Raw genomic sequence first — 19,654 nt, forward strand, 5'->3', positions numbered from 1 at the left:
CCGTCGCCTTCTGCTCTGGGCGTCAAGCGGGCATGGGCTCGGCGTAGTGCCGGAACCCGCCCCGCTCGGTGTGGATGGCGTAGAGGCGCTCGGCCAGCGCCTGGGGGCTGGAGTGTTCCGCGTCGGGCCGGATCGCGCCGGGGATGATCAGCTGGGCGGCGTGGATGTTCTGCGAGGCCAGTTCGGCTGCCAGGTTGTCCAGGTGCCGGGCGCTGCGTGAGATGAGGGCGACGCGGTGGCCGGCGGCACCGAAGCGGCTGGCGGCGGCCAGGCCGAGGCCCGGCCCGGCGCCGATGAGAGCGAAAGTGGTCATGGCGGGGTTCTCCTCGGAGACGCGCGAGCGGGTGGGGACGGGCTTCTCACGGGCCCGTCCCCGGGGCAGCGGGGCAGGTCAGGGCGTGAGCAGTGTCTTGATGGCGCGGCGCTCGTCCATGGCCTTGTACCCCTCGGCGACCTGGTCCAGAGGGAGGGTGAGGTCGAAGACCTTGCCGGGTTCGATCCGTCCCTCGAGGACGCGGTGGACGAGGTCGGGCAGGTAGCGGCGTACCGGGGCGGGACCACCGCGCAGGCCGACGTGGGAGAAGAACAGCTCCTGCCCGTCGATCGCGACCTCATGGGGGACGCCGACGAAGCCGACGTTGCCGCCGGGCCGGGCCGAGTGCAGGGCCTGCCGCATGGCTTCGGCGGTGCCGACGCACTCCAGCACGCTGTCGGCGCCGATCCCACCGGTCAGTTCCCTGATCCGGGCGACGCCCTCCTCGCCGCGCTCGGTGACGATGTCGGTGGCGCCGAACTCCCGGGCGAGCCGCTGCCGAGACTCGTGGCGGGACATGGCGATGATCCGTTCCGCGCCCCTCTCCTTCGCGGCGATCACACCGCACAGGCCCACCGCGCCGTCACCGACGACCACGGCGGTGGAGCCGGGCTGGACCTCGGCGGCGTCGGCGGCCCACCAGCCGGTGCCCATCACGTCGGAGACGGCCAGCAGGCTGGGCCACAGCTCCTCGCCCGGTACCTCGCCGGTGGCGACGAGGGTGCCCTGGGCGTTGGGGATGCGCATGCGGTCGGCCTGACAGGTGCTCATGAACTCGCGGTGCAGGCAGTTGGACTGGAAGCCGTTCCGGCAGTTGGCGCAGGTGTTGTCGGAGGTGGCGAACGAGCCGACGACGAACTGGCCCGGCCTGACCGAGGTGACCTCGCTGCCGACCTCCTCCACGAAGCCGACGTACTCGTGGCCCATCGGATGCGGGTCACCGATCGGCTCAGCACCGCGGTAGGGCCACAGGTCGGAGCCGCATACGCAGGTCACGGCCGTACGGATGACCGCGTCGGTCGGCTGGAGAATCCGCGGATCGGGCAGGGTCTCGAAGCGCACATCGCCGGGGGCGTAGATCATCGCTCCGCGCATTACGGGTTCCTCACGTAGGAAGGGGCCGGACCGCCTGGGCGGTCCGCGCGCTGACACTCCCGCGGCAGGGACGGTGCGACCTCACCCGCCACGGGACGTGACGTCTTCTCCCCGCCGTTCATCGGGCCGGGAGAGCGCCACGTCATCCAGGTAACCCGCACCTCGCACGCGCGGCGAGTCACTGACAAGAGGTGTACCGGCAGTACATCCCTCCGGCGGCGCGCGGCACGTACCGTCGAAGGGTGGACAACCAGCGAGAGGTCCGCGAGTTCCTCACCTCGCGGCGAGCCAAGATCACCCCCGAGCGGGCCGGACTGCCCGCCGGCACCCGGCGCCGCGTCCCGGGCCTGCGCCGCAGCGAAGTCGCGGCCCTCGCCGACGTCAGCGTCGAGTACTACGCCAAGCTCGAACGCGGCAACCTGAGCGGCGTCTCACCGGCCGTCCTCGAAGCCGTGGCCCGCGCCCTCCGACTCGATGACGCCGAGCGCGCCCACCTGCTCCACCTGGCCCAGGCAGCCGACGGCTCCGACGCCCTGACCCGGCCTCGCCGCGCCTCCACCCGGCAGTGGAGAGCGCACCGAAGCCTGCAATGGACCCTGGACGCCGTCACCGGCGGTCCCGCCTTCGTCCGTAACGGCCGCATGGACCTGCTCGCCGCCAACCAGCTCGCCCGCGCCTTCTACGCCGACGTCTACGCCAACCCGCTCAACCAGGCGAACCTGGCCCGCTTCAACTTCCTCGACCCCGCCTCCCGCCGCTTCTACCCGGACTGGGACCAGGCCGCCGACGTCGCCGTATCCATCCTGCGTACCGAAGCCGGCCGCAACCCCCACGACAAGGACCTGCACGACCTCGTCGGGGAGCTGTCCACCCGTAGCGACGCCTTCCGCACGCGCTGGGGCGCTCATGACGTGCGCCACCACGGCACGGGGACAAAACGCTTCCACCACGCGGCCGTCGGCGAGCTCACCCTCGCCTACGAGGGCCTGGAGATGGCGGCCGAGCCCGGCCTGACCCTCACCGTCTACGCCGCCGAACCCGCCTCCCCCTCCGAGGAGGGCCTGCGCCTGCTCGCGTCCTGGCACGCCACTGCCCAGGGAGCCGACGCGTCCTCCCCGCAAGCGTCCGGCTGACCCCCACAAGCCACTCCGCACCCGTCACCTCCGGGAGACAGCGCGGTCCCCGGCCCGGCCGATCCCCCCTGCGTTGCCGAGCGGGTGAGCGAGCACGCGGCGCGGACCGGAAGGCGGACGGCCCCCGCCGGAACCTGACGGCCGCCTGTCGCTACACCTGGACGGGATCGGCGGGTTGGTCACCGGCAGAGTCATGGACGTTCCGGGGTGCCGGTTGAGGGCCGGGGAGCCACAGGGAGAGCAGCACGGCTACGGCGGAGAAGCCCGCGGACCACCAGAACGCGGTGTGGAACGCGGCCGCGAGGGTGGCCGGGTGTGCGGCGATGGCGGTGTTGAGGATGACAGCCAGGACGGCGGTACCGAAGGAGCCGCCGATCTGCTGGGCGGTCCTGGTGAGGACGCTGGAGTGCGGGATCTGGTGCTGGTCCAGGCCGATGTATCCGGCGACCATCACGGGCATGGTGACGCAGCCCAGGCCGAACCCACGGAGGAGCATCCACAGGGCGAGCAGCCACTCGTTCGTGTGCGGCCCGGCCAGGGCGAACGGCACGGTCGCGGCGGCGACGATGACAAACCCGGCCAGCGCGATCGCGCGCGAGCCGAACCTGTCGATGTTGCTGCCGGCGACCGTACGGGACAGGACGGTGCCGATGCCCTGGGGGATGAGCGCGACGCCGGCGGCGAGCGCGGTGGTGCCGCGCACTTCCTGGTAGTAGAGCGGCAGCAGGAGCATCGCGCCGTACAGGGAGAATCCGGAGAAGAACAGCACCGCGCTGGAGGAGCCGACCGGCCGCCTGGCCAGCAGCCGGACCTCGACGAGCGGGCGGCTCCGGCGCAGCGCGTAGCGGGCGAAGGCCGCGAGGAGCGCGACGCCGGCGACGAGCGGGATGACGACGTCCGGGTGGGCGAACCCGGCGGCGGTACCCGCGTCGGCCAGGCCCAGCAGGACGAGGGAGGTGCCCGGCGCGATCAGCAGCAGGCCGGGAACGTCGAGCTTGGGCTTGCCGGCCGCGGGGTCCGGCTGGGTGGGCGTGTCGATGGTGAGGTAGCGCCAGGCGAGGAGGATCGCGATGACGCAGAAGGGCACGTTGACCCAGAACATGAACCGCCAGCTCAGGTGCGTCAGGATCGCGCCGCCGAGCACCGGGCCCAGGATCGGGCCGAGCACCGCCGGCAGCGCGACGTAGGTGACCAGCCGGCCGAGCGCCCTGCCGCCGGCGGCCTGGAAGATGAGCGTGGTCATCAGCGGGAGCATGAGGCCGCCGCCGATGCCCTGGACGACCCGCCAGCCGATGAGCGAGCCGACGTTCCACGCGAGGCTGGACCCGACCGAGCCGGCCAGGAAGACGGCGAGGGAGAAGATCCACAGCCGCTTGCCGCCGAACCGCGTCAGGCCCCAGGTGGACAGCGGAACCGCGATCCCGAGCGCCAGCAGGTAGCCGGTCGACACCCACTGGATCGTGGCGACCGAGGTGTCCAGCCGCAACGCGAGCGTGTGCAGGGCGACGCTGACGATCGTGGTGTCGAAGACGACGGCCATCCCGCCGACGAGCAGGATGAGGGCGGTCTTCACCACCGCGGGGTCCGGCTTCTCGGCCGCGGGTCCGGCTGGTCTCGATGCCATGCCATCACTCCTCGATAAGAGATTGATTCCTCTCTTATCGACAGTAGGCTGAGGCCAGTAAGAGACGCAAGCCTCTCTTATCAATCGCTGGTCGCTATGCTGGGTGCCATGACCGAGCGGACACAGCAGACCCCCCGACAGCGGCGGCGCGGGGAGGAGTTGGAGGCCGCACTGCTGGAGGCCGCGTGGCAGGATCTCGTCGAGGGCGGCTTCGCCAAGCTGACGATGGAGTCCGTCGCCGCCCGCGCGAAGACAGGCGTGGCGGTGCTGTACCGGCGCTGGCCCAACAAGGACGACCTGGTGCTCGCCGCCATCCGCCACCACAGCACCGTGCAGGCCGTCGAGACCCCCGACACCGGAAGCCTGCGCGACGACATGGTCGCGCTGCTCACCACCGCCAGCAGGGCACGGATCAGCTTCGCCGCCATCGTCGGGGCCGCGTTCTCCGGGCTGCTGGCCAGCACCGGCCTCACCCCGGCCGAGGTACGCGAGAAGGTCATGGGCGACCGGCCGCTCCGGTCGCACCAGGTCTTCGCCCGCGCGCACGAGCGCGGCGAGATCGACCTCGATCGCATCCCGCCGGCCGTTCTGACCATGCCGTTCGACCTGATGCGCCACGACATGCTGATGACCTACAAGCCGATCCCGCCCGAGCGGGTCCTCGCGATCGTGGACGACCTGTTCATGCCCCTCGTCGCCGCCAACCACCCGGGACAGGGCGGAAAACGGAGCGACCGCCACAGGCCCTGACGTCTCCACTCGCCCCGCGTGCGGCACGCCCTCGCTCGCGCCGTCGATGCGGGCCGCCTCGATCAGCGCGGTGCAGCCACCCCTCGATCGTCACCTGGGTACCGGTGAACGAGAGTTGGGGCTGTTCCGACATCACGAACGACGCGGCGCAGCGGGCCTACACGGTGGCGCTCGCCACCCTCACCCGCGCCCTGGACCCGACGCGCCCGGTCATGTCCAACGAGGGCTGGGAGCACACCGACAGCGACATCCTGGGGGTGCACGACTACTCTTCCGACCCCGAGCTGCTCACCCGCCGCTACGGCGACGCCGCCCGTTTCGAGGCGCTGCTTGCTTCCCCGGGTCCGGCCGGGCGGACCCTCTCGCTCGACGCGCGGCAGACCGAGCGGTACCGCGCCGGTGAAGCGCCGCTGATGGTGACCGAGTTCGGCGGTCTGTCCGTGGGCGCCGAGGAGGACGAGTTCTCCTACACGCGGACCAACTCCGACACCCAGTACGCCGCCCTGCTCGGCGACATCTTCGAGGTGCTGCACACGAGTCCGATCGTCGCGGGCTTCTGCTACACGCGGTTCATGGACACCGCCCAGGAGACCAACGGCCTTCTCTACACGGACGGTTCGCCGAAACTGCCGATGGAGACGATCCGCCGTATCGTCACCGGCACCGAGCCCGCCCCCGAGGAGAAGCCCGGGTCCGCGGCCCCGGCCGGCTGACGCCTCCTTCGCGATGAGTACCCAGGGGTGTCGCGCGCGACGGTCGGTGTCCGCCCGTTGTCGCGCGCCCAGGCGCCGCCGCACCAGGGCCGCGACCACCCGGGGGCCGCGCCGACCACGTACCCGCGTCCGCACGTAAGGCAACGAGCCTCAAGGCGCACGGTCCGCGGGCCCCTCCGGGACGGGTCCGGTGAGGAAGGACTGGGCGAGCGTGCGGAAGGCGGCGACGAGCCGACCGCGGTCGTCCGCGCGCACGGCCAGTACGACGTGACTGGGTTCGACGTCGCGCAGCGGGACGGCGGTGAGGTAGGGGCGGCTCCTGCCGTCCAGGGCCGGGACGATGGCCACCGCCCGTCCGGAGGCGATGAGTTCGAGCTTGTCCTCCAGGTCCTCCACGAGGGGACCGTCGGGAGCGCGGCTTCCGTCGGGACGGGGGTCGATGCGCCAGAAGGCGTCACGGGCCGGGTCGCTCGCACGGATCAGGGGCTCGTCGGCGAAGTCGGCGAGGCAGGCGGATTCCCGGCCGGCCAGTCGGTGGTCGCTGGCGACCACCAGGACGCGTGGTTCCTCGTACAGGACGGTCACGTGCAGGCGTGCGGTGTGCAGCGGCAACCGGGTGACCACCGCGTCCACGCGGTGGTCCAGCAGGGCCGGGCGCACGTCCCCCCACCCCAGGTGCACGGTGTGCACCTCGGCGTCCGGATGCCGTCGGCGCAGCTCTCGCACCGCGGGGGTGACGATGATGCCGGTCGTGTAGCCGACCGTGATCCGTACCGGCTCGGCGGCGGCCCGGGTGAGAGCGATCGTCCTGGCAGCGGTGCGCAGCAGTGCCTTGGCGCGAGGCAGGAGAACCTCGCCTGCCGGGGTGAGCCGGCTGCCGTGCGGAGTGCGGTCCAGGAGGCGGACCCCCAACTGCTGTTCCAGGCGCACGATCTGGCGGCTCAGCGAAGGATGGGTCACCTTCAGGGCGTCGGCGGCCCGAGCGAAGGTCCGCTGGTCGGCGAGAGCGACGAAGTACCGCAGCAGCCGAAGGTCGAGGTCCGTGGGAGGGATCGGTTCGGTCACTCCCGCAGCGTAACTCCGTCCCACCGACGCCCCTCTCCGTGCGAGTTCGTGAGCCGTGGTGATGCCTCGGCCGTATATCGATATGCGGCATGGGCCTTGGACGCGGGCCGCGACCGGCTCCTAGCGTGAGGACACGAGCTCGCAGCCCGTGGGGCCTCAGCCCTCGGGGCGGCGCGCGGCGAGCCGCACGCCGTCACTTGCGCTCGGACCCATGTACGCATGCAAGGAGAACACCATGCCCGCGCCCGCAGCCCTGATCACCGGCGGAACCAGCGGAATCGGCAAGGCCACCGCCGAACTGCTCCACGAGCGCGGATACCGCGTGATGGTCACCGGACGCGAGAGCGTCGCCGAAGCACGGAACGACCTCCCCGCGGGGATCGTCGCGGTACGCGCCGACGCCGCCTCTCTGACCGACATAGACCACGCCATGGACCAGGCGCGCGAACGCTTCGGCACACTCGACGTGCTCTTCCTCAACGCCGGCGTCTCACGGCCCAAGCCGTTGGCCGACACGGAAGAGGCGGACTTCGACGCGCTGTTCGACATCAACGTCAAGGGCAACTTCTTCACTTTGCGGAAGGCGCTCCCCCTCCTCAACGACGGCGCGTCCGTCATCTTCACCGTCGGTGCCGGTACCGGCATGGCAGCACCCGCCATGGCCGCCGCCAAGGGCGCCCTGCTCCCGCTGATGCGTGGCGTCGCCCTCGAACTGGCGCCCCGCCGTATCCGGGTCAACGCCGTCAGCCCCGGCGCCATCGACACCCCCGTCTACAGCAGCCTGGGCATCTCGCGCGAAACCGTGCAGTCCTGGAGTGCGGGTATTCCCCTCGGGCGCATCGGGCTTCCCGCCGACATCGCCGAAGCCGTCGCCTTCCTCGCCTCCGACGCCGCCGGCTACATCACCGGCGACAACCTCATCGTCGGCGGAGGCATGGGGATCGGCGCCTGACCACGGGTCCCGCCGACGTGGCGCCCGACTGCTCAACTGCCGGACCCCACACCCCAGTTCGTCCTGACCCGTTCAGGCCGAGGCCGACCGACGGCCTCGACCCTGGCACAGCGGCCTCGGATGAGCCGCTCGTTCAGCTCGGACTCAGCGTGCGAGCACCTCGCGGACCGCGGCCAAGGCGCCGCCGAGGAGCGTGCTGTCGCTCTGGGTGAGGCCCGCGGCGGGCGCGGTGAACGGGCGGCTGCCGGTGGCGGTCGGGCGGGTGGAGGCACCGGGGAAGACCCACACCGCGCCGGTGGCGTTGTTCTCGTTCGCGGCGCCGCCGAACAGCTCGGGCTTGCGGTCCTGGTCGGTGTCCCCGGCGGAGACCGTCGTACCGAAGAAGTCGTCGGTCCCGGAGGCGCCGGGGACGCCGGCCGTGTCCTGGGAGAAGGAGTGGGAACCGGCGCCGAGTGCGCCCGTGCGGCGGCCCGGAACGACGGTCACCTGACCGGCGCGGGCTGTTTTCAGGGGTCCGGCCGGACACGGCCTGGAGATCATCACGCGGCCCTACGGCAGCAACGAGCCGCAGTCACCGACGGGTTCGTGAGGCAGTGGCAGGTCAGGGTTTCCTGGCCTGCCACTCCGCGCCGCACCTCAACTGCCTTACGTGTTTCGGTAGTCCGGCTGAGCGACTGCCGGCGCGGGATCAGTGGCCGATCTTGTCCAGCTCGGCGAGGTCCTCGTCGGAGAGCGGGAGTGCCGCGCCGGCGACGTTCTCGCGCAGGTGCGCCACCGACGAGGTGCCGGGAATGAGCAGGATGTTCGGCGACCGCCGCAGCAGCCAGGCCAGGGCTACGGACATCGGTGTCGTGTCCAGCCGGGTGGCCACGGCGGAGAGCGTCGTGGACTGCAGCGGGGTGAAGCCGCCGAGCGGGAAGAACGGCACGTAGGCGATGCCCTGGTCGGCGAGCTCGTCGATCAGCTCGTCGTCCTGACGGTAGGCGAGGTTGTACCCGTTCTGGACGCACACGATCGGTGCGATGGCCTGCGCCTCGGCGACCTGTTCCGCCGTCACGTTGCTCACGCCGAGGTGCCGGATCAGGCCCTGCCGCTGAAGTTCGACGAGGGTCTCGAAGGGCCCGGCGAGCGAGCCGGGCCGGGGACCCTGGGCGTCGCCGAGCCGGAGATTGACCACGTCGAGCGCATCGAGGCCGAGGTCCTCAAGGTTCTCGCGGACGGCGCGGCGCAGGTCCTCGGGCCGCCGGGCAGGGGGCCAGCCGCCCTGCTGGTCGCGGACCGCGCCGACCTTGGTCACGAGGTGCAGCGACGGGGAGTAGGGGTGCAGCGCTGCACGGATCAGCTGGTTGGTGACACGTGGTCCGTACGCACCGGCGGTGTCGATATGACTGATCCCGAGGGCGGCGGTCTCGCGCAGGACGGCGAGCGCGCCGTCGCGGTCGGCAGGCGGGCCCATCACCCCGGGGCCGGCGAGCTGCATGGCGCCGTAGCCGAAGCGGGTGACGGTGAGGTCGCCCAGGGTCCAGGTGCCGCCGGGCAGTGACGCGGAGGGTGTGTTCAGGGTTTCGCTCATGCCGTCGATGCTCGCTCGCGGACGAGCGGCGCGGCCAATACCGATGCAGTGCCCTGTCATACCCGGTAGGTATCACAGGGGTACGGTGGGGCCATGGACACCTTGGAGACCCGCGAGCTCAGGTACTTCATGGCCGTCGCGGAGGAACTGCACTTCGGTCGTGCCGCACAGCGCCTCGGCATGGCCCAGCCACCGCTGTCCCGGGCGATTCAGCAGCTCGAACGGCGCCTCGGCGTCGCCCTGTTGCGACGCGACCGGCGCGGCGTCGCCCTGACCGGCGCCGGAGAGATGCTGCTGCACGAGGGCCGCGCCGCCCTCGACGCGACCACCGCTGCCGCTCGCCGCACCCGCCGCGCCGGTGGCGCCGACCGGCCGGGCGCCCCCCGCCACCGCCTGGTGCTGGCGGTGAAGGCCGGCGCGTCCCACGAGCTGCTGCGCAAGCTCCTCGACGCCTACGCGGCGGAGCCCGACAACGCCGAGATCGAGGTGCTGCCGAGCGGCACCTGTGAGCAGGAGGCGATGCTGCGCGACGGCCGCGCCGATGTGGCGCTCATGCACAAGCCGTTCAACTCCCTCGCCGGGTTCGACAGCGAGGAACTGATGACCGAGGGGCAGATCGCCGTGCTGCCCGCCGGGCACCCCCTCGCCGCGCGGCGGAGTCTGACCCTGGCCGACGTCAGCGACCTCCCCGATCTTCCGCTCGCCCGCTGGTCCCGCCACGGCACGTACCCGCCCGGTCCGGGCCCGGAGATCCACGACCAGACGCAGCTGGCCCAACTGATCGCCCTGGGACGCACCATGGCCGTCTTCCCCGACTCGGCCCGCGCCTGGCTGTGGGCCGAGCACACCGCCGTTCCCCTGACCGACGCACCCCCCGTCGTCACCCACATCGCGTGGCCCGCGCACAGCCGCTCCCTCGCCCTCGCCGCGCTGATCCGCACGGCCACACGGCTGTGACCCGCCCCCGCCGTCCCTCGCCCCGGCACGGGCAGCGGTCGCACGCGGTATAGCGGACTTGAGGTCCTTGCAGCTCTTCCGCGGATCACCTGCGGGGCGGTGCGGTGGTGCTGCGGACCACGAGGCGCGTGGGCACTCGCGTCGTAGCCGACTCCACTGTCCGCGAGCGCAGTTGACACAGGATTCGCTCCACGCAGAGCCGTCCCACTTCGGCGAAGTCCTGGTGGACGGTGGTCAAGGGAGGCAGGAAGGAAGCGGCCTCGGGAATGTCGTCGAAACCGACGACGCTGATGTCCTCGGAGATACGCCGACGCTGCTCGTGAAAGGCCCGCAACAGCCCCAGCGCCATCTGGTCGTTGGCCGCGAAGACCGCCGTGCAGTCCTCTCGGGCCGCGAGTTCGAGTCCGGCACGGTAGCCGGATTCAGCCGACCAGTCGCCGCGTGACAGCTGGGGCACCACCCGCCCCGCCTCGGTGAGTTCGGTGCGCCAGGCGGCCGCGCGAAGATGTGCCGCGCAGGACTCCTCGGGACCGGCGAGGTGCCACACCGTGCGGTGCCCCAGGCCCAGGAGATGCCGTACGGCGGAGCGGCCGCCGGCGGTCTGGTCGGTGTCGACCACGGTGGAGGAGTCACCGGCGTGGAGGTCGGCCACCAGGACGTGGACATGCGCGGACAGGGCGGTGGTCACCGCATCGGACAACCGCCTCTCCGGCATGACGATCAAACCGTCGACGGCGAGGTCCCGCATGCGGGCACAGGCTCCGCGCACCTCGTCCTCGGTGGTCAGTGAGTGCGGCAGCAGGGCGACGGAGTACCCCTCGTGCGCGGCGGCGGTGGTGATCGCTTCGAGGACGTGCACGTTGCCGGTGGCGGAAGAGCTGAACGAGAGGACTCCGATCGTGCTGAACGCGCCACGTTTCAAAGCCCGTGCGGCGCTGTTGGGCCGGTAACGCAACTCCCGCATGGCCGCCAGTACCTGCTGCCGGGTGGGCTCGGCGACCCCCGGGTGACCGTTGGAGACACGGGAGACGGTCTGCGACGAGACCCCCGCCAACCGGGCCACGTCCGCCATGGACGGACGTGAGGGGCCCGCTGAGTCTCTGTTAGCCGCGGCCGTCAACCGCTCCCTGCCCGGTCCCGCGACGACTGGTGCCAGAGGAGCTCGACCGGTGGGAGGCGTGGGTAAGTCCATTACCGCAGGCTACGTGCGATGCCGTTCGGGCCCAAGGTGTCGAGACCCGCCTCCGGGACCTGCCACGAGCGCGAGGAACCGCGACAACAGAGCCTCCCGGTAGTCGGTGGGGATCGCACCCCTGACTACCGGCAGGCCCTGCTGCCATGTGCCGGACCTCGCTCGGTCGTTCGGTCAGGGACCCGGTTCGACCAGGCCCGCGTCCACGTGACCGATCAGCGAACGGTGTCCCGGATCAGCCGGCGCACAGGGTCAGGTTGACCGTGTCACCGGACTCCACGATCTTCGGGGTGTGCGGGTCCACACCTACCACCGAACCGGGCTTGCAGTTCTCGACGGCCTTCTTGGTGATGGTGCCGAGCTTCGTCTGCGTCTTCAGGAGCGCCTGCTTGGCGAGCACCAGGTCCTGCCCCGAGAAGTCGATCGGGATGGTCACGCCGTGGTCGTCGAAGAGCAGGGTGGTGGCGTCGCTCTTGCTGACGGTGCTGCTCGCCGTCGTGTGCGAGCCGCCCGCGACCGAGGTGGCCAGCGCGGTTCCCCCGCCCGCCACGAGGAGGGCGGCGGCGACGGCACCGATGCCGACGGCCCGCCTGCGCCGGGTGCGGCGCACGATCCGGTTCGAGTCGAAGTCGGGCGCCTCGGCGGAGTCGGCGTACTGGTTCATGGCGTTCATCAGTTCCTCTTCGAAAGATGTGCGGCCGGAAGGTCGTGCGTCGCCGTACGAAGTCATCGGATTCCTTCCGTGTGCCGCAGTGGTGAAGGGGCGGAGAGCGCGGGGAACTGGCTTCTCAGCTTCTCGATCCCCCGGGCGAGTTGGGAGCGCACCGTGCTCGGCGAGATGCCCAGGTCGGCCGCGATCTCGGTGTCCGAGAGGTCGTGGAAGTACCGCAGTACCACCACCGTCCGCATCCGCATGGGCAGTTGCTGCAACGCGCGCACCAACTGGTCCCTGCTGTCGACCTGTCCGTACTCGTCACCGCGGGCGGCCTGGTCGGGGCCGTCCGCCTGCGAAGTCGTACGGCGGAAGCGGCGCCAGCGGTCATTGGCCAGGTTGACCATGATCCGCCGCACATATGCCTCCGGGGCGTCCTTGGCGGAGATCGTGCGCCACTTGCGGCAGGCCCGCTCCAGGGTTTCCTGGACCAGATCCTCGGCAGCGTCGCGGTTCCCCGTCAGAACCAGGGCACCCCGGAACAGCGCGGCCGACCGGGCGGCGACGAAAGCGTCGAAGTCCGTCTCCACACGCTCCTCCCTTCCTGTCACCCCTCCTCGACGGAGACACCCCAAGATCTGCTGCACGCATCCGATGAGACCTGGGTCACAGCACGAACAGAGCTGTGCGGGCACAGGGACGGACCGACGCCCTCACCGACGACTCCCTGACGCCACCCGCCTCCGCACCGCCTCAAGTGGCTGACCCAGTAAGGGAGTTCGTCGAGGTTTGCCCCGCACAGCACCGGTCTTGCCAACGGACCGAGCACTGACGGCCCCAGACATCCGCGGCCGGACGAGCGGACGAACCCGGCCCACCCCTCCGGCTGCGGACCGGAGGCGTGGTGAGCGGTCAGCCAGTTGCCTGCGGGGTCAACGCCTCCGCCGAACGTGGACCAGGAAGAGGGCCCGCGTCAGGCGGAGGTCTCTGCGGTGGTGGTCAGGACCGCGCGGCCGAGGATGTGGCCGGCCATGGTGAAGCCGAGAGCGGCCGGTGTGGCGTCGGCGGGGACGCCGATGGTGTCGACGTCGAGGGCGTGCACCACGGTGAAGTAGCGGTGCGGGCCGTGTCCGGCCGGCGGGGCGGCGCCGATGAAGCGGGCGGCGCGGGCGTCGTTGGGCAGCTGGAAGGCGGTCTCGGGCAGACCCGAGCCGGTGTCGTCGCCGACGCCTTCGGGCAGCTCGGTGACGGTGGCGGGGATGTCGGCGACCGCCCAGTGCCAGAACCCGGAGCCGGTGGGGGCGTCGGGGTCGTAGACGGTCACGGCGTAGCTCCTGGTGCCTTCCGGAGCGCCGCTCCAGGACAGCTGCGGGGAGACGTCCTTTCCGCCGGGAACCCCGGAGAGGCCGGAGTACTGCTCGATCGGCCAGGCGTCGCCGTCGGCGACGGTGGTGCTGACGACGGTGAAGGCGGCCGCCTCGGGGAGGCGGGCGAAGGGGTCGTTGGAGCTCATGGCGTCGTTCCTTTCAGGCCGTGCTGTGGGGTGGCGGTGACGCGGTCGACGAAGGTGCCGCCGCAGCGGCCCGAGGAGGCACCGCGGTCGCATCTCATGTCCGTCACCGAGATCGACCATAACATCGATAATCGATTATCTTCTCGATCGTCTATTGTGTAGGCATGACGCAGACGACCCACCCCTCGCCCTCGGCGGGGAAGCAGATGCTCTCCGAACAGGTCTACACACACCTGCGGGACGCGATCATGCGCGGGGATCACGCCCCGGGTGACGCCCTCAAACCCCAGGACCTCGCCAAAGAGCAGGGCGTGAGCCTGGCCGTCGTGCGCGAGGCGCTGGTGCGGGTGGTCGGCGAGGGCCTCGCCGACCGGCTGCCCAACCGCGGCTTCGCCGTCCCGGCCTTCTCCGACCGCCGCTGGCAGGAGATCGCGGAGGCCCGCCGGACCATCGAACCGGTCATGCTGCGCATGGCCGTCGAACGCGGCGACGTGGACTGGGAAGCCCGCGTACGTGCCGCCCACCACCGTCTGGCCCGCACCCCGGCGTACACCCCGGAGGAGGGCGAGCACTACAGCGGCGCATGGGCCGAAGCCCATCGGGTCTTCCACCGCACCCTGTTGGAGGCGTGCGACAACCTCGTCCTGCTGGAGACGTTCGACCGGATGTGGACCGCGAGCGAGCTGGCCCGCCGCTGGTCGGCGCACCGCAACCCCGACCGGGACGGCGCCCTGGAGCACCGCCGGCTGGAAGAGGCCGTACTCGCCCGCGATGCCGACACCGCGGCCGAGGTCCTGACCCAGCACCTCACCCAGACCGCGGCCGGCCTGACCGACCGCCCCCAGCAGCGACCCGCGAACGAAGCCTGATGAGTGCCCGCCCACCTGTCCGCACGGCCACACCTGATCACTGACACCGGAGCCACAGCATGACTTCCTTCGAGGCGAGCACGGGCCGCCACTGCCACAACGCCGTCAGCCCGCTGCACGCATGTGTGTACTTCGCGGCGGAGCCGGGGGACGAACTCACGGCACTCGGACTGGAGCGCGGACCCATGGCCTACCTCGCGGGCCGCGCGGCACCGCTCGGGGTCGTCGGCGCGGGCACCGTCACAGCGACGTTCTACAACTTCAACCCCGAGCACGTACGCCGTTACGTCCCCGCCGCGTGGGCCGTCACCACACCGGAGGCGGTGCTCACGGCCCGACTGCGCGGCGCGCACCGGACGCTGCGGCGGCTGCTCGGGGAGGAGGCCCTCACGACCAAGGCAATGACCGAGGCCGCCGAACTGGCGCTGCACGCTACCGAAGCGTGCCGCCGGGAGGCACGGCCGCTGTACGCCGCCAACGCCGAGCTGCCCGTACCCGAGGAACCGCATCTGGCCCTGTGGCACGCCGCGACGCTGCTGCGCGAGCACCGCGGGGACGGTCACCTCGCCGCCCTGGCCGTCGCCGGGCTGTCCGGCATCGAGGCGCTGGTCCTGCACAACGCCACCGGCACGGCGCCGACTTCGGCACTGTTCATGCGGACCCGCGGGTGGTCCGCGCGGCAATGGGACACCGCCCGGGACCGGTTGCGCGAGCGCGGCCTGCTGGACGGGGCGGGCGACCTGACGCGGGCGGGCGCGGCCCTGCGCGGCGAGACCGAGGTACTCACCGACCGCCTCGACGCCGCCCCGTACGACCATCTCGGCCCGGCCGCCACCGCACGCCTCACCGAACTGGCCGGTGGCTTCTCCAGGACCCTCAGAGCAGCGGGCGCCTTCCCCGCGGTCCACTTCGGCAAGGACTGAGGGCCGGGACCGGGGCCGGGGACGGGGACGGGGACGGGGCCAGGAGACGGGCGCATTGATCCGCGAAAGTCCGCGGCTTCCGTCCCAGCGGTCGCTCTGTCTGGCAACTGCTTTGTTGGGCAATCGAGTTGTGATCCGTGGGTCAGAGCTGGTTCTCGCCGCCGTCGACGTACAGGTTGGCTCCGAGGATGAAGCCGCTCCGCGCGGTAGCGAGGAATGCCACCACCTCGGCGACCTCTTCCGGGCGTCCGATCCGGCCCAGTGGGACACCGGCGGCGAACTGGGACTTGGTGACGGGCGTGTCCCCCTCCACCACGGCGTCGAGGCCGGGAGTGTCGATGGTGCCCGGGGAGATCGCGTTGACCCGGATGCCGCGGCCCTTGAGTTCGTTGGCCCAGGTCCGGGCGAAGGACCGTATCGCCGCCTTGGACGCCGCGTAGGTGCCGAAGGCCGCGACCCCGTCGTCGGCGCGCACCGAGGAGTTCAGGATCACCGACGCGCCGTCGTTCAGCAGGGGCAGCGCCTTCTGCACCGTGAACAACGTGCCTCGGACGTTGACGCCGAAGGTCTCGTCGAAGTGTTCCTCGGTGACCTCCTCCAGGGTGGCGAACGACGCGATGCCCGCGTTGGCGAACAGCACGTCCAGGCCACGGCCTCGGGCGCGGACCGTGTCGTAGAGCCGGTCCAGGTCGGCCAGGTCGGAGATGTCACCCACCACCGGGGTCGCGCTCGCCGGGCCGATGGCCTCGACAGCCGCGTCCAGCACGGCCTTGCGCCGGCCGGTGATGAACACGTGCGCGCCCTCGGCCGCCAGCCGGACAGCGGCGGCCAGGCCGATCCCGGTGCCGCCGCCCGTGACGACGGCGGTCTTGCCCTCAAGCTGTCCCATATGAATGACCTCCACAAAGTTCGGTACCGATCGGTACTGAACGAGAACGTAGCACATCTGCACCGATCAGTACGGAAGAGGTAGGATGGCTCGCATGGAGCGCACGGAGACGCGGCAGAAGGCACCGATCGGACGGCCGAGGGGTTTCGACGCCGACGTGGCCCTCGAACACGCCATGCGGGTCTTCTGGGCGCAGGGCTACGAAGGCACCAGCCTCACCGATCTGACCCACGCCATGGGCATCACCCGCACCAGCATGTACGCGGCCTTCGGCAACAAGGAGAACCTGTTCCGCAAGGCCCTGGAGCGCTACACCGAGGGTCCCGCCTCATACGGGGCACGGGCCCTGCTGGAACCGACCGCCCGACAGGTGGCCGCCGCGTTCCTCGTCGGTTCCGTCCGGGCCAGCACCCGGCCCGGCTGCCCCACGGGATGCCTGGGTGTCCAGGGGTCCCTCGCCGCGGGCGACCTGGGAAGCAGCGCCCGCGACGCCCTCGTCACCTGGCGCAACGAGCACACCGCCCTCCTCCGCGACCGGTTCCGGCAAGCCGTCGACCAGGGCGACCTGCCCTCCGGCACCGATCCCGAAGTACTGGCCCGCTACCTCATGACCGTGGCGAACGGCATCGCCGTCCAAGCGGCCGGCGGTGCCACCCGCGACGCCCTCCAGCAGGTGGCCGACATGGCCTTGCGGAGCTGGCCGGCTGCCTGACGGCCGAGGGTTTCCTTCGGTGTCGCCGTCCACCTGGCTGTCCCGGCCGTCGCCCGTTTGGGGCCGGTCGGGCAGCGGTCGACGAGGCGGGGCACGGACCGCGAAGCGTCCGTGCCGGCCACGACATCTCGCGGCGGCACTCAACCCGCCCTGGATTGCGGGGAGTTCGTAGATCCTTCGCGCTCTCCTCGCTCGTCCCGCTCGCCTTCGCGGGCCTGTTCGCCAAGGCACCTGCCGTGGCCGCCTACCGTGGCCGGAAGAACCCCCGGCGGTTGCCCGCGGGGGGTTCGGCTGTCCCGTCCTGATCGATCGGGCGGGAGCCGTCGACGCCGCCCCGACGTCCAAGGCGGCCCGCCCTCGGAACGAGAACGAGTGAGGCGGCGTGTGCCCTACGGTGGTCCGGTGCGCGCGTGTCAGCAGGTGCGGAAGACGTAGTCGTCGGAGCCGCGGGCGGTGACGTCGAGGTCGCGCTGGACGATGCTGAGCTTGGTGCCGAAGCCCGCGCAGGCCCGTTTGAAGCCGCTGTCCTCGTACTCGATCACGAAGACACGGTTCGAGTACGCCTTGGCGAAATCGCCGCACTCGTTGTACTGGCCGCACTCCTCGGCGACGGCGAAGTCGAAGCCGATCTTCGTGCGGTCCGACAGCAGGTCGGCGGTGTTCTTCTGCCCGATGGCGAGTCCCGCGGCGTGCGCCCGGTCGGCGAGGAGCTTGGCGAAAGCCGCGTTGTGCGCTTTGGTCAGACGACCGCCCGACCGGTCATAGGAGTCGAGGTTGTCCGGTTCCACGGCCTGGAAGCCGCTCTTGGCGCAGCCGTCCACCCACTCGCCGACCACCTTGGCGAGACGGGTGCGCTTGTCCGCCGTGGACGTGTCGAGAAGCGCCTCGTCCCAGTCCTCGTCGATCACCGGGCGGTTGTTCTTGTCACGCAGGATCAGGTCGGGGTACTTCTTCTCCCACCAGCTCAGCGCGTCGGGCTGCGCCTGGAACGCGTTGACGTAGCACACGTTGTAGAGGCCCTTCGCGGGCTTGGCCGACCGGTCGCGCGACACGGCGGTCACGCCCTTTGCCGGGGTGTACGCCGCGCCGATCTGGTAGTCGAACGTGGCGTTGGCCGTGGGGAGGACCACCTTCGGCGCGGCCGTGGTGGTCGCGAAGACGTTGGACAGCGTCAGGCCGGTCCCCAGGGCGGCGGCGGCGCCGACGGCCGCGGCGGCGACGGTGCTTCTGCGGCGGAGGAAGGGTACGGCGGAGTGCTTCGACACACGGACTCCTGTGCAAGGTATGTGCTGGTGCGCACAGCGTGGACCGGGAACCGTGAGGAATTCATGAGGCGGGATCCTGGTCCGGGGAACGCCCTGATGCCCGGCGGTGTCCCGTCGGCCGCTGCGTGGGCCCGAGGGTGAGCACGAAGGCCGATCCGCCGCCGGGCCGCCGCTGTACGGTGACCTCTCCCCCGTGCGCGACCGCGACCTCCCGCACCAGCGACAGCCCGATGCCCGTACCGCCGCCGGGGGAACGGAACCGGACCAGCAGACCGGGCAGGCCGTCCGGATCGACCCCGACGCCCCGGTCGGCGACCGTCACCGCCGCGCCCCGGACGCTGATGTCGACCTCGGCCCGGTCCCGCGGGTCGCCGGGAGTCCGTCCGTGGCGCAGCGCGTTGGCGATCAGATTGCGCACCGCGATCCGCACCAGCTCCGGATCGGCGGTCACCACCGACGGGTCGAGGTACGGCGTCACCGTGTGCTGGGAGGGCGGCAGTTCCCCGCAGATCTGCTCCACCAGCTGGTCCAGGCGGAGCGGGACGGGGCGGAAGGTGTGCGCCGCCTGGAGCCGGCCGCGGGTGAGGATGTTGTCGACCACGTCCGTCATGCGGTCCGTGGCCCGCCGCAGGCGCGGCAGGTGCGCGTGCAGGCCGTCCGGGTCGGCGTCCGCGATGTCCACGGAGCCGCGCATCACCGCGACCGGCGTACGCAGTTCGTGTGCCGCGTCCGCGAGGAGCCGCTCCTGGGCGTCGAGCGCTTCCCATGCCGGGCGCAGGCTCCGCCCGGACAGCACATGCCCGGTGCCGGCCGCGAGCAGGACCAGCAGCCCGGAACCGGACAGCACCGCCAGCGTCAGCCGACGGTGTTCGGCCCGTCCTTTCCCGGGGTCACCGACCACGACCACGGCGCCCGAGACCTTCTGCGTCGAGTCGTCGTAGAAAGGCAGTGCCAGCAGGTACTCCAGGCGTCCCGCACTCGTACGGCTCTGTGTGCGCACGGTGTCGTCGCGGGTCATCGCCGTGCGCGCGACCCGGGTGATCGTGTCCGCCTCGGCAGCCGGTACCTTGCCGCGCGAGGTGAACACGCGCCGCAGTGCGTCGCCGCGCGCCTGGAGCACGAGCACCTGGGAACGGCCGCTGGTCGCGTCGTCGTCGTACAGACCGTCGAGCTGGATCCCGGCGTCGGTGTAGTAGATCAGCGAGGCGGTCACGGCCGCCCGGCGGCGCATCTCCTCGTATGCGGCGGACTGCCAGGACCGTCCGTCCGTGTGGATCACCAGCCAGGACAGCGCCCCCACCCCGGCCAGGGTGATCAGCGTGTACGCCACGGTGAGCCGCCGCTGGAGACGGCCCAGGCGCCTGCGGGCCGGGGAGGGCCGCGTGTTCCGCGGCGTGCCGGCACTTCGGGCACCCTGGGTCCTCAGCAGCCGCCGCAGGACCGGACGTCGGGACGCGCGGCGCG

21 protein-coding genes are annotated in these 19,654 nt (G+C 71.4%); 8 read left to right on the forward strand and 13 right to left on the reverse strand.

Annotated features, from left to right (window positions below):
* Nucleotides 1-22: 22 nt before the first annotated feature.
* On the reverse strand, nucleotides 23-313 hold the full coding sequence (locus ABZT12_RS22795; protein WP_356387494.1) for a hypothetical protein: 291 nt from the start codon (nucleotides 311-313) through the stop codon (nucleotides 23-25).
* Between the two features lie 78 nt (nucleotides 314-391).
* On the reverse strand, nucleotides 392-1,408 hold the full coding sequence (locus tag ABZT12_RS22800) for a zinc-dependent alcohol dehydrogenase family protein (protein WP_356387497.1): 1,017 nt from the start codon (nucleotides 1,406-1,408) through the stop codon (nucleotides 392-394).
* Nucleotides 1,409-1,650: 242 nt separating this feature from the next.
* Between ABZT12_RS22800 and ABZT12_RS22805 the strand changes: the two genes are divergently transcribed.
* The gene (locus ABZT12_RS22805; protein WP_356387500.1) at nucleotides 1,651-2,541 is read left to right on the forward strand and encodes a helix-turn-helix transcriptional regulator; all 891 of its coding nucleotides are present in this window, start codon (nucleotides 1,651-1,653) and stop codon (nucleotides 2,539-2,541) included.
* A gap of 151 nt (nucleotides 2,542-2,692) precedes the next feature.
* Here the strand turns inward: ABZT12_RS22805 and ABZT12_RS22810 are convergent, their stop codons facing one another.
* Entirely contained in the window at nucleotides 2,693-4,165 is a 1,473-nt protein-coding gene (locus ABZT12_RS22810; protein ID WP_356387503.1) for an MDR family MFS transporter, read from the reverse strand.
* 108 nt (nucleotides 4,166-4,273) lie between these two features.
* On the opposite strand from ABZT12_RS22810, the gene ABZT12_RS22815 reads away from it, so the two are divergent.
* The gene (locus ABZT12_RS22815; RefSeq protein ID WP_356387507.1) at nucleotides 4,274-4,915 is read left to right on the forward strand and encodes a TetR/AcrR family transcriptional regulator; all 642 of its coding nucleotides are present in this window, start codon (nucleotides 4,274-4,276) and stop codon (nucleotides 4,913-4,915) included.
* An 86-nt stretch (nucleotides 4,916-5,001) separates the two neighbouring features.
* A complete protein-coding gene (locus tag ABZT12_RS22820) occupies nucleotides 5,002-5,628 on the forward strand; it encodes a hypothetical protein (RefSeq protein ID WP_356387761.1) in 627 nt (208 codons plus the stop codon).
* A 150-nt stretch (nucleotides 5,629-5,778) separates the two neighbouring features.
* Here the strand turns inward: ABZT12_RS22820 and ABZT12_RS22825 are convergent, their stop codons facing one another.
* Nucleotides 5,779-6,693, reverse strand: coding sequence for a LysR family transcriptional regulator (locus ABZT12_RS22825; protein ID WP_356387509.1), 915 nt, complete (start codon nucleotides 6,691-6,693; stop codon nucleotides 5,779-5,781).
* A gap of 235 nt (nucleotides 6,694-6,928) precedes the next feature.
* Here ABZT12_RS22825 and ABZT12_RS22830 point away from each other — a divergent pair, with 235 nt between their 5' ends.
* Nucleotides 6,929-7,645 (forward strand): SDR family oxidoreductase, encoded by a 717-nt coding sequence (locus ABZT12_RS22830; protein WP_356387512.1) that lies wholly within the window; start codon nucleotides 6,929-6,931, stop codon nucleotides 7,643-7,645.
* Between the two features lie 144 nt (nucleotides 7,646-7,789).
* Here the strand turns inward: ABZT12_RS22830 and ABZT12_RS22835 are convergent, their stop codons facing one another.
* A complete protein-coding gene (locus tag ABZT12_RS22835) occupies nucleotides 7,790-8,131 on the reverse strand; it encodes an FG-GAP repeat protein (RefSeq protein ID WP_356387515.1) in 342 nt (113 codons plus the stop codon).
* 202 nt (nucleotides 8,132-8,333) lie between these two features.
* The gene (locus tag ABZT12_RS22840) at nucleotides 8,334-9,218 is read right to left on the reverse strand and encodes an aldo/keto reductase family oxidoreductase (protein ID WP_356387518.1); all 885 of its coding nucleotides are present in this window, start codon (nucleotides 9,216-9,218) and stop codon (nucleotides 8,334-8,336) included.
* 93 nt (nucleotides 9,219-9,311) lie between these two features.
* Here ABZT12_RS22840 and ABZT12_RS22845 point away from each other — a divergent pair, with 93 nt between their 5' ends.
* Nucleotides 9,312-10,175, forward strand: a complete 864-nt coding sequence (locus tag ABZT12_RS22845) for a LysR family transcriptional regulator (protein ID WP_356387521.1) — start codon at nucleotides 9,312-9,314, stop codon at nucleotides 10,173-10,175.
* Nucleotides 10,176-10,260: 85 nt separating this feature from the next.
* Here the strand turns inward: ABZT12_RS22845 and ABZT12_RS22850 are convergent, their stop codons facing one another.
* The 4 genes from ABZT12_RS22850 to ABZT12_RS22865 all read right to left on the reverse strand — a co-directional run bounded on the left by ABZT12_RS22850 (nucleotide 10,261) and on the right by ABZT12_RS22865 (nucleotide 13,532).
* Entirely contained in the window at nucleotides 10,261-11,247 is a 987-nt protein-coding gene (locus ABZT12_RS22850; protein ID WP_356387525.1) for a LacI family DNA-binding transcriptional regulator, read from the reverse strand.
* 355 nt (nucleotides 11,248-11,602) lie between these two features.
* Nucleotides 11,603-12,040: a hypothetical protein gene (locus tag ABZT12_RS22855; RefSeq protein ID WP_356387528.1), complete on the reverse strand. Its 438-nt coding sequence runs from the start codon at nucleotides 12,038-12,040 to the stop codon at nucleotides 11,603-11,605.
* A gap of 53 nt (nucleotides 12,041-12,093) precedes the next feature.
* Nucleotides 12,094-12,609, reverse strand: coding sequence for a SigE family RNA polymerase sigma factor (locus ABZT12_RS22860; RefSeq protein WP_356387531.1), 516 nt, complete (start codon nucleotides 12,607-12,609; stop codon nucleotides 12,094-12,096).
* A 383-nt stretch (nucleotides 12,610-12,992) separates the two neighbouring features.
* On the reverse strand, nucleotides 12,993-13,532 hold the full coding sequence (locus ABZT12_RS22865) for a YbhB/YbcL family Raf kinase inhibitor-like protein (RefSeq protein WP_356387534.1): 540 nt from the start codon (nucleotides 13,530-13,532) through the stop codon (nucleotides 12,993-12,995).
* A 164-nt stretch (nucleotides 13,533-13,696) separates the two neighbouring features.
* On the opposite strand from ABZT12_RS22865, the gene ABZT12_RS22870 reads away from it, so the two are divergent.
* Both ABZT12_RS22870 and ABZT12_RS22875 read left to right on the forward strand, forming a co-directional pair.
* A complete protein-coding gene (locus tag ABZT12_RS22870; protein WP_356387537.1) occupies nucleotides 13,697-14,401 on the forward strand; it encodes a GntR family transcriptional regulator in 705 nt (234 codons plus the stop codon).
* 59 nt (nucleotides 14,402-14,460) lie between these two features.
* Nucleotides 14,461-15,324, forward strand: a complete 864-nt coding sequence (locus tag ABZT12_RS22875) for a hypothetical protein (RefSeq protein ID WP_356387540.1) — start codon at nucleotides 14,461-14,463, stop codon at nucleotides 15,322-15,324.
* 142 nt (nucleotides 15,325-15,466) lie between these two features.
* Here the strand turns inward: ABZT12_RS22875 and ABZT12_RS22880 are convergent, their stop codons facing one another.
* Nucleotides 15,467-16,213, reverse strand: a complete 747-nt coding sequence (locus ABZT12_RS22880; RefSeq protein WP_356387543.1) for an SDR family oxidoreductase — start codon at nucleotides 16,211-16,213, stop codon at nucleotides 15,467-15,469.
* 94 nt (nucleotides 16,214-16,307) lie between these two features.
* Here ABZT12_RS22880 and ABZT12_RS22885 point away from each other — a divergent pair, with 94 nt between their 5' ends.
* Nucleotides 16,308-16,925, forward strand: coding sequence for a TetR/AcrR family transcriptional regulator (locus ABZT12_RS22885; RefSeq protein WP_356387546.1), 618 nt, complete (start codon nucleotides 16,308-16,310; stop codon nucleotides 16,923-16,925).
* Nucleotides 16,926-17,338: 413 nt separating this feature from the next.
* On the opposite strand, the gene ABZT12_RS22890 is transcribed toward ABZT12_RS22885, so the two are convergent.
* Together ABZT12_RS22890 and ABZT12_RS22895 are read right to left on the reverse strand one after the other, a co-directional pair.
* A complete protein-coding gene (locus ABZT12_RS22890) occupies nucleotides 17,339-18,190 on the reverse strand; it encodes an endo alpha-1,4 polygalactosaminidase (protein WP_356387549.1) in 852 nt (283 codons plus the stop codon).
* Between the two features lie 61 nt (nucleotides 18,191-18,251).
* Nucleotides 18,252-19,520, reverse strand: a complete 1,269-nt coding sequence (locus ABZT12_RS22895; RefSeq protein WP_356387552.1) for a HAMP domain-containing sensor histidine kinase — start codon at nucleotides 19,518-19,520, stop codon at nucleotides 18,252-18,254.
* Between the last annotated feature and the right edge of the window lie 134 nt (nucleotides 19,521-19,654).

Source organism: Streptomyces sp. NPDC005423, assembly GCF_040606415.1.
Taxonomy (GTDB): domain Bacteria; phylum Actinomycetota; class Actinomycetes; order Streptomycetales; family Streptomycetaceae; genus Streptomyces.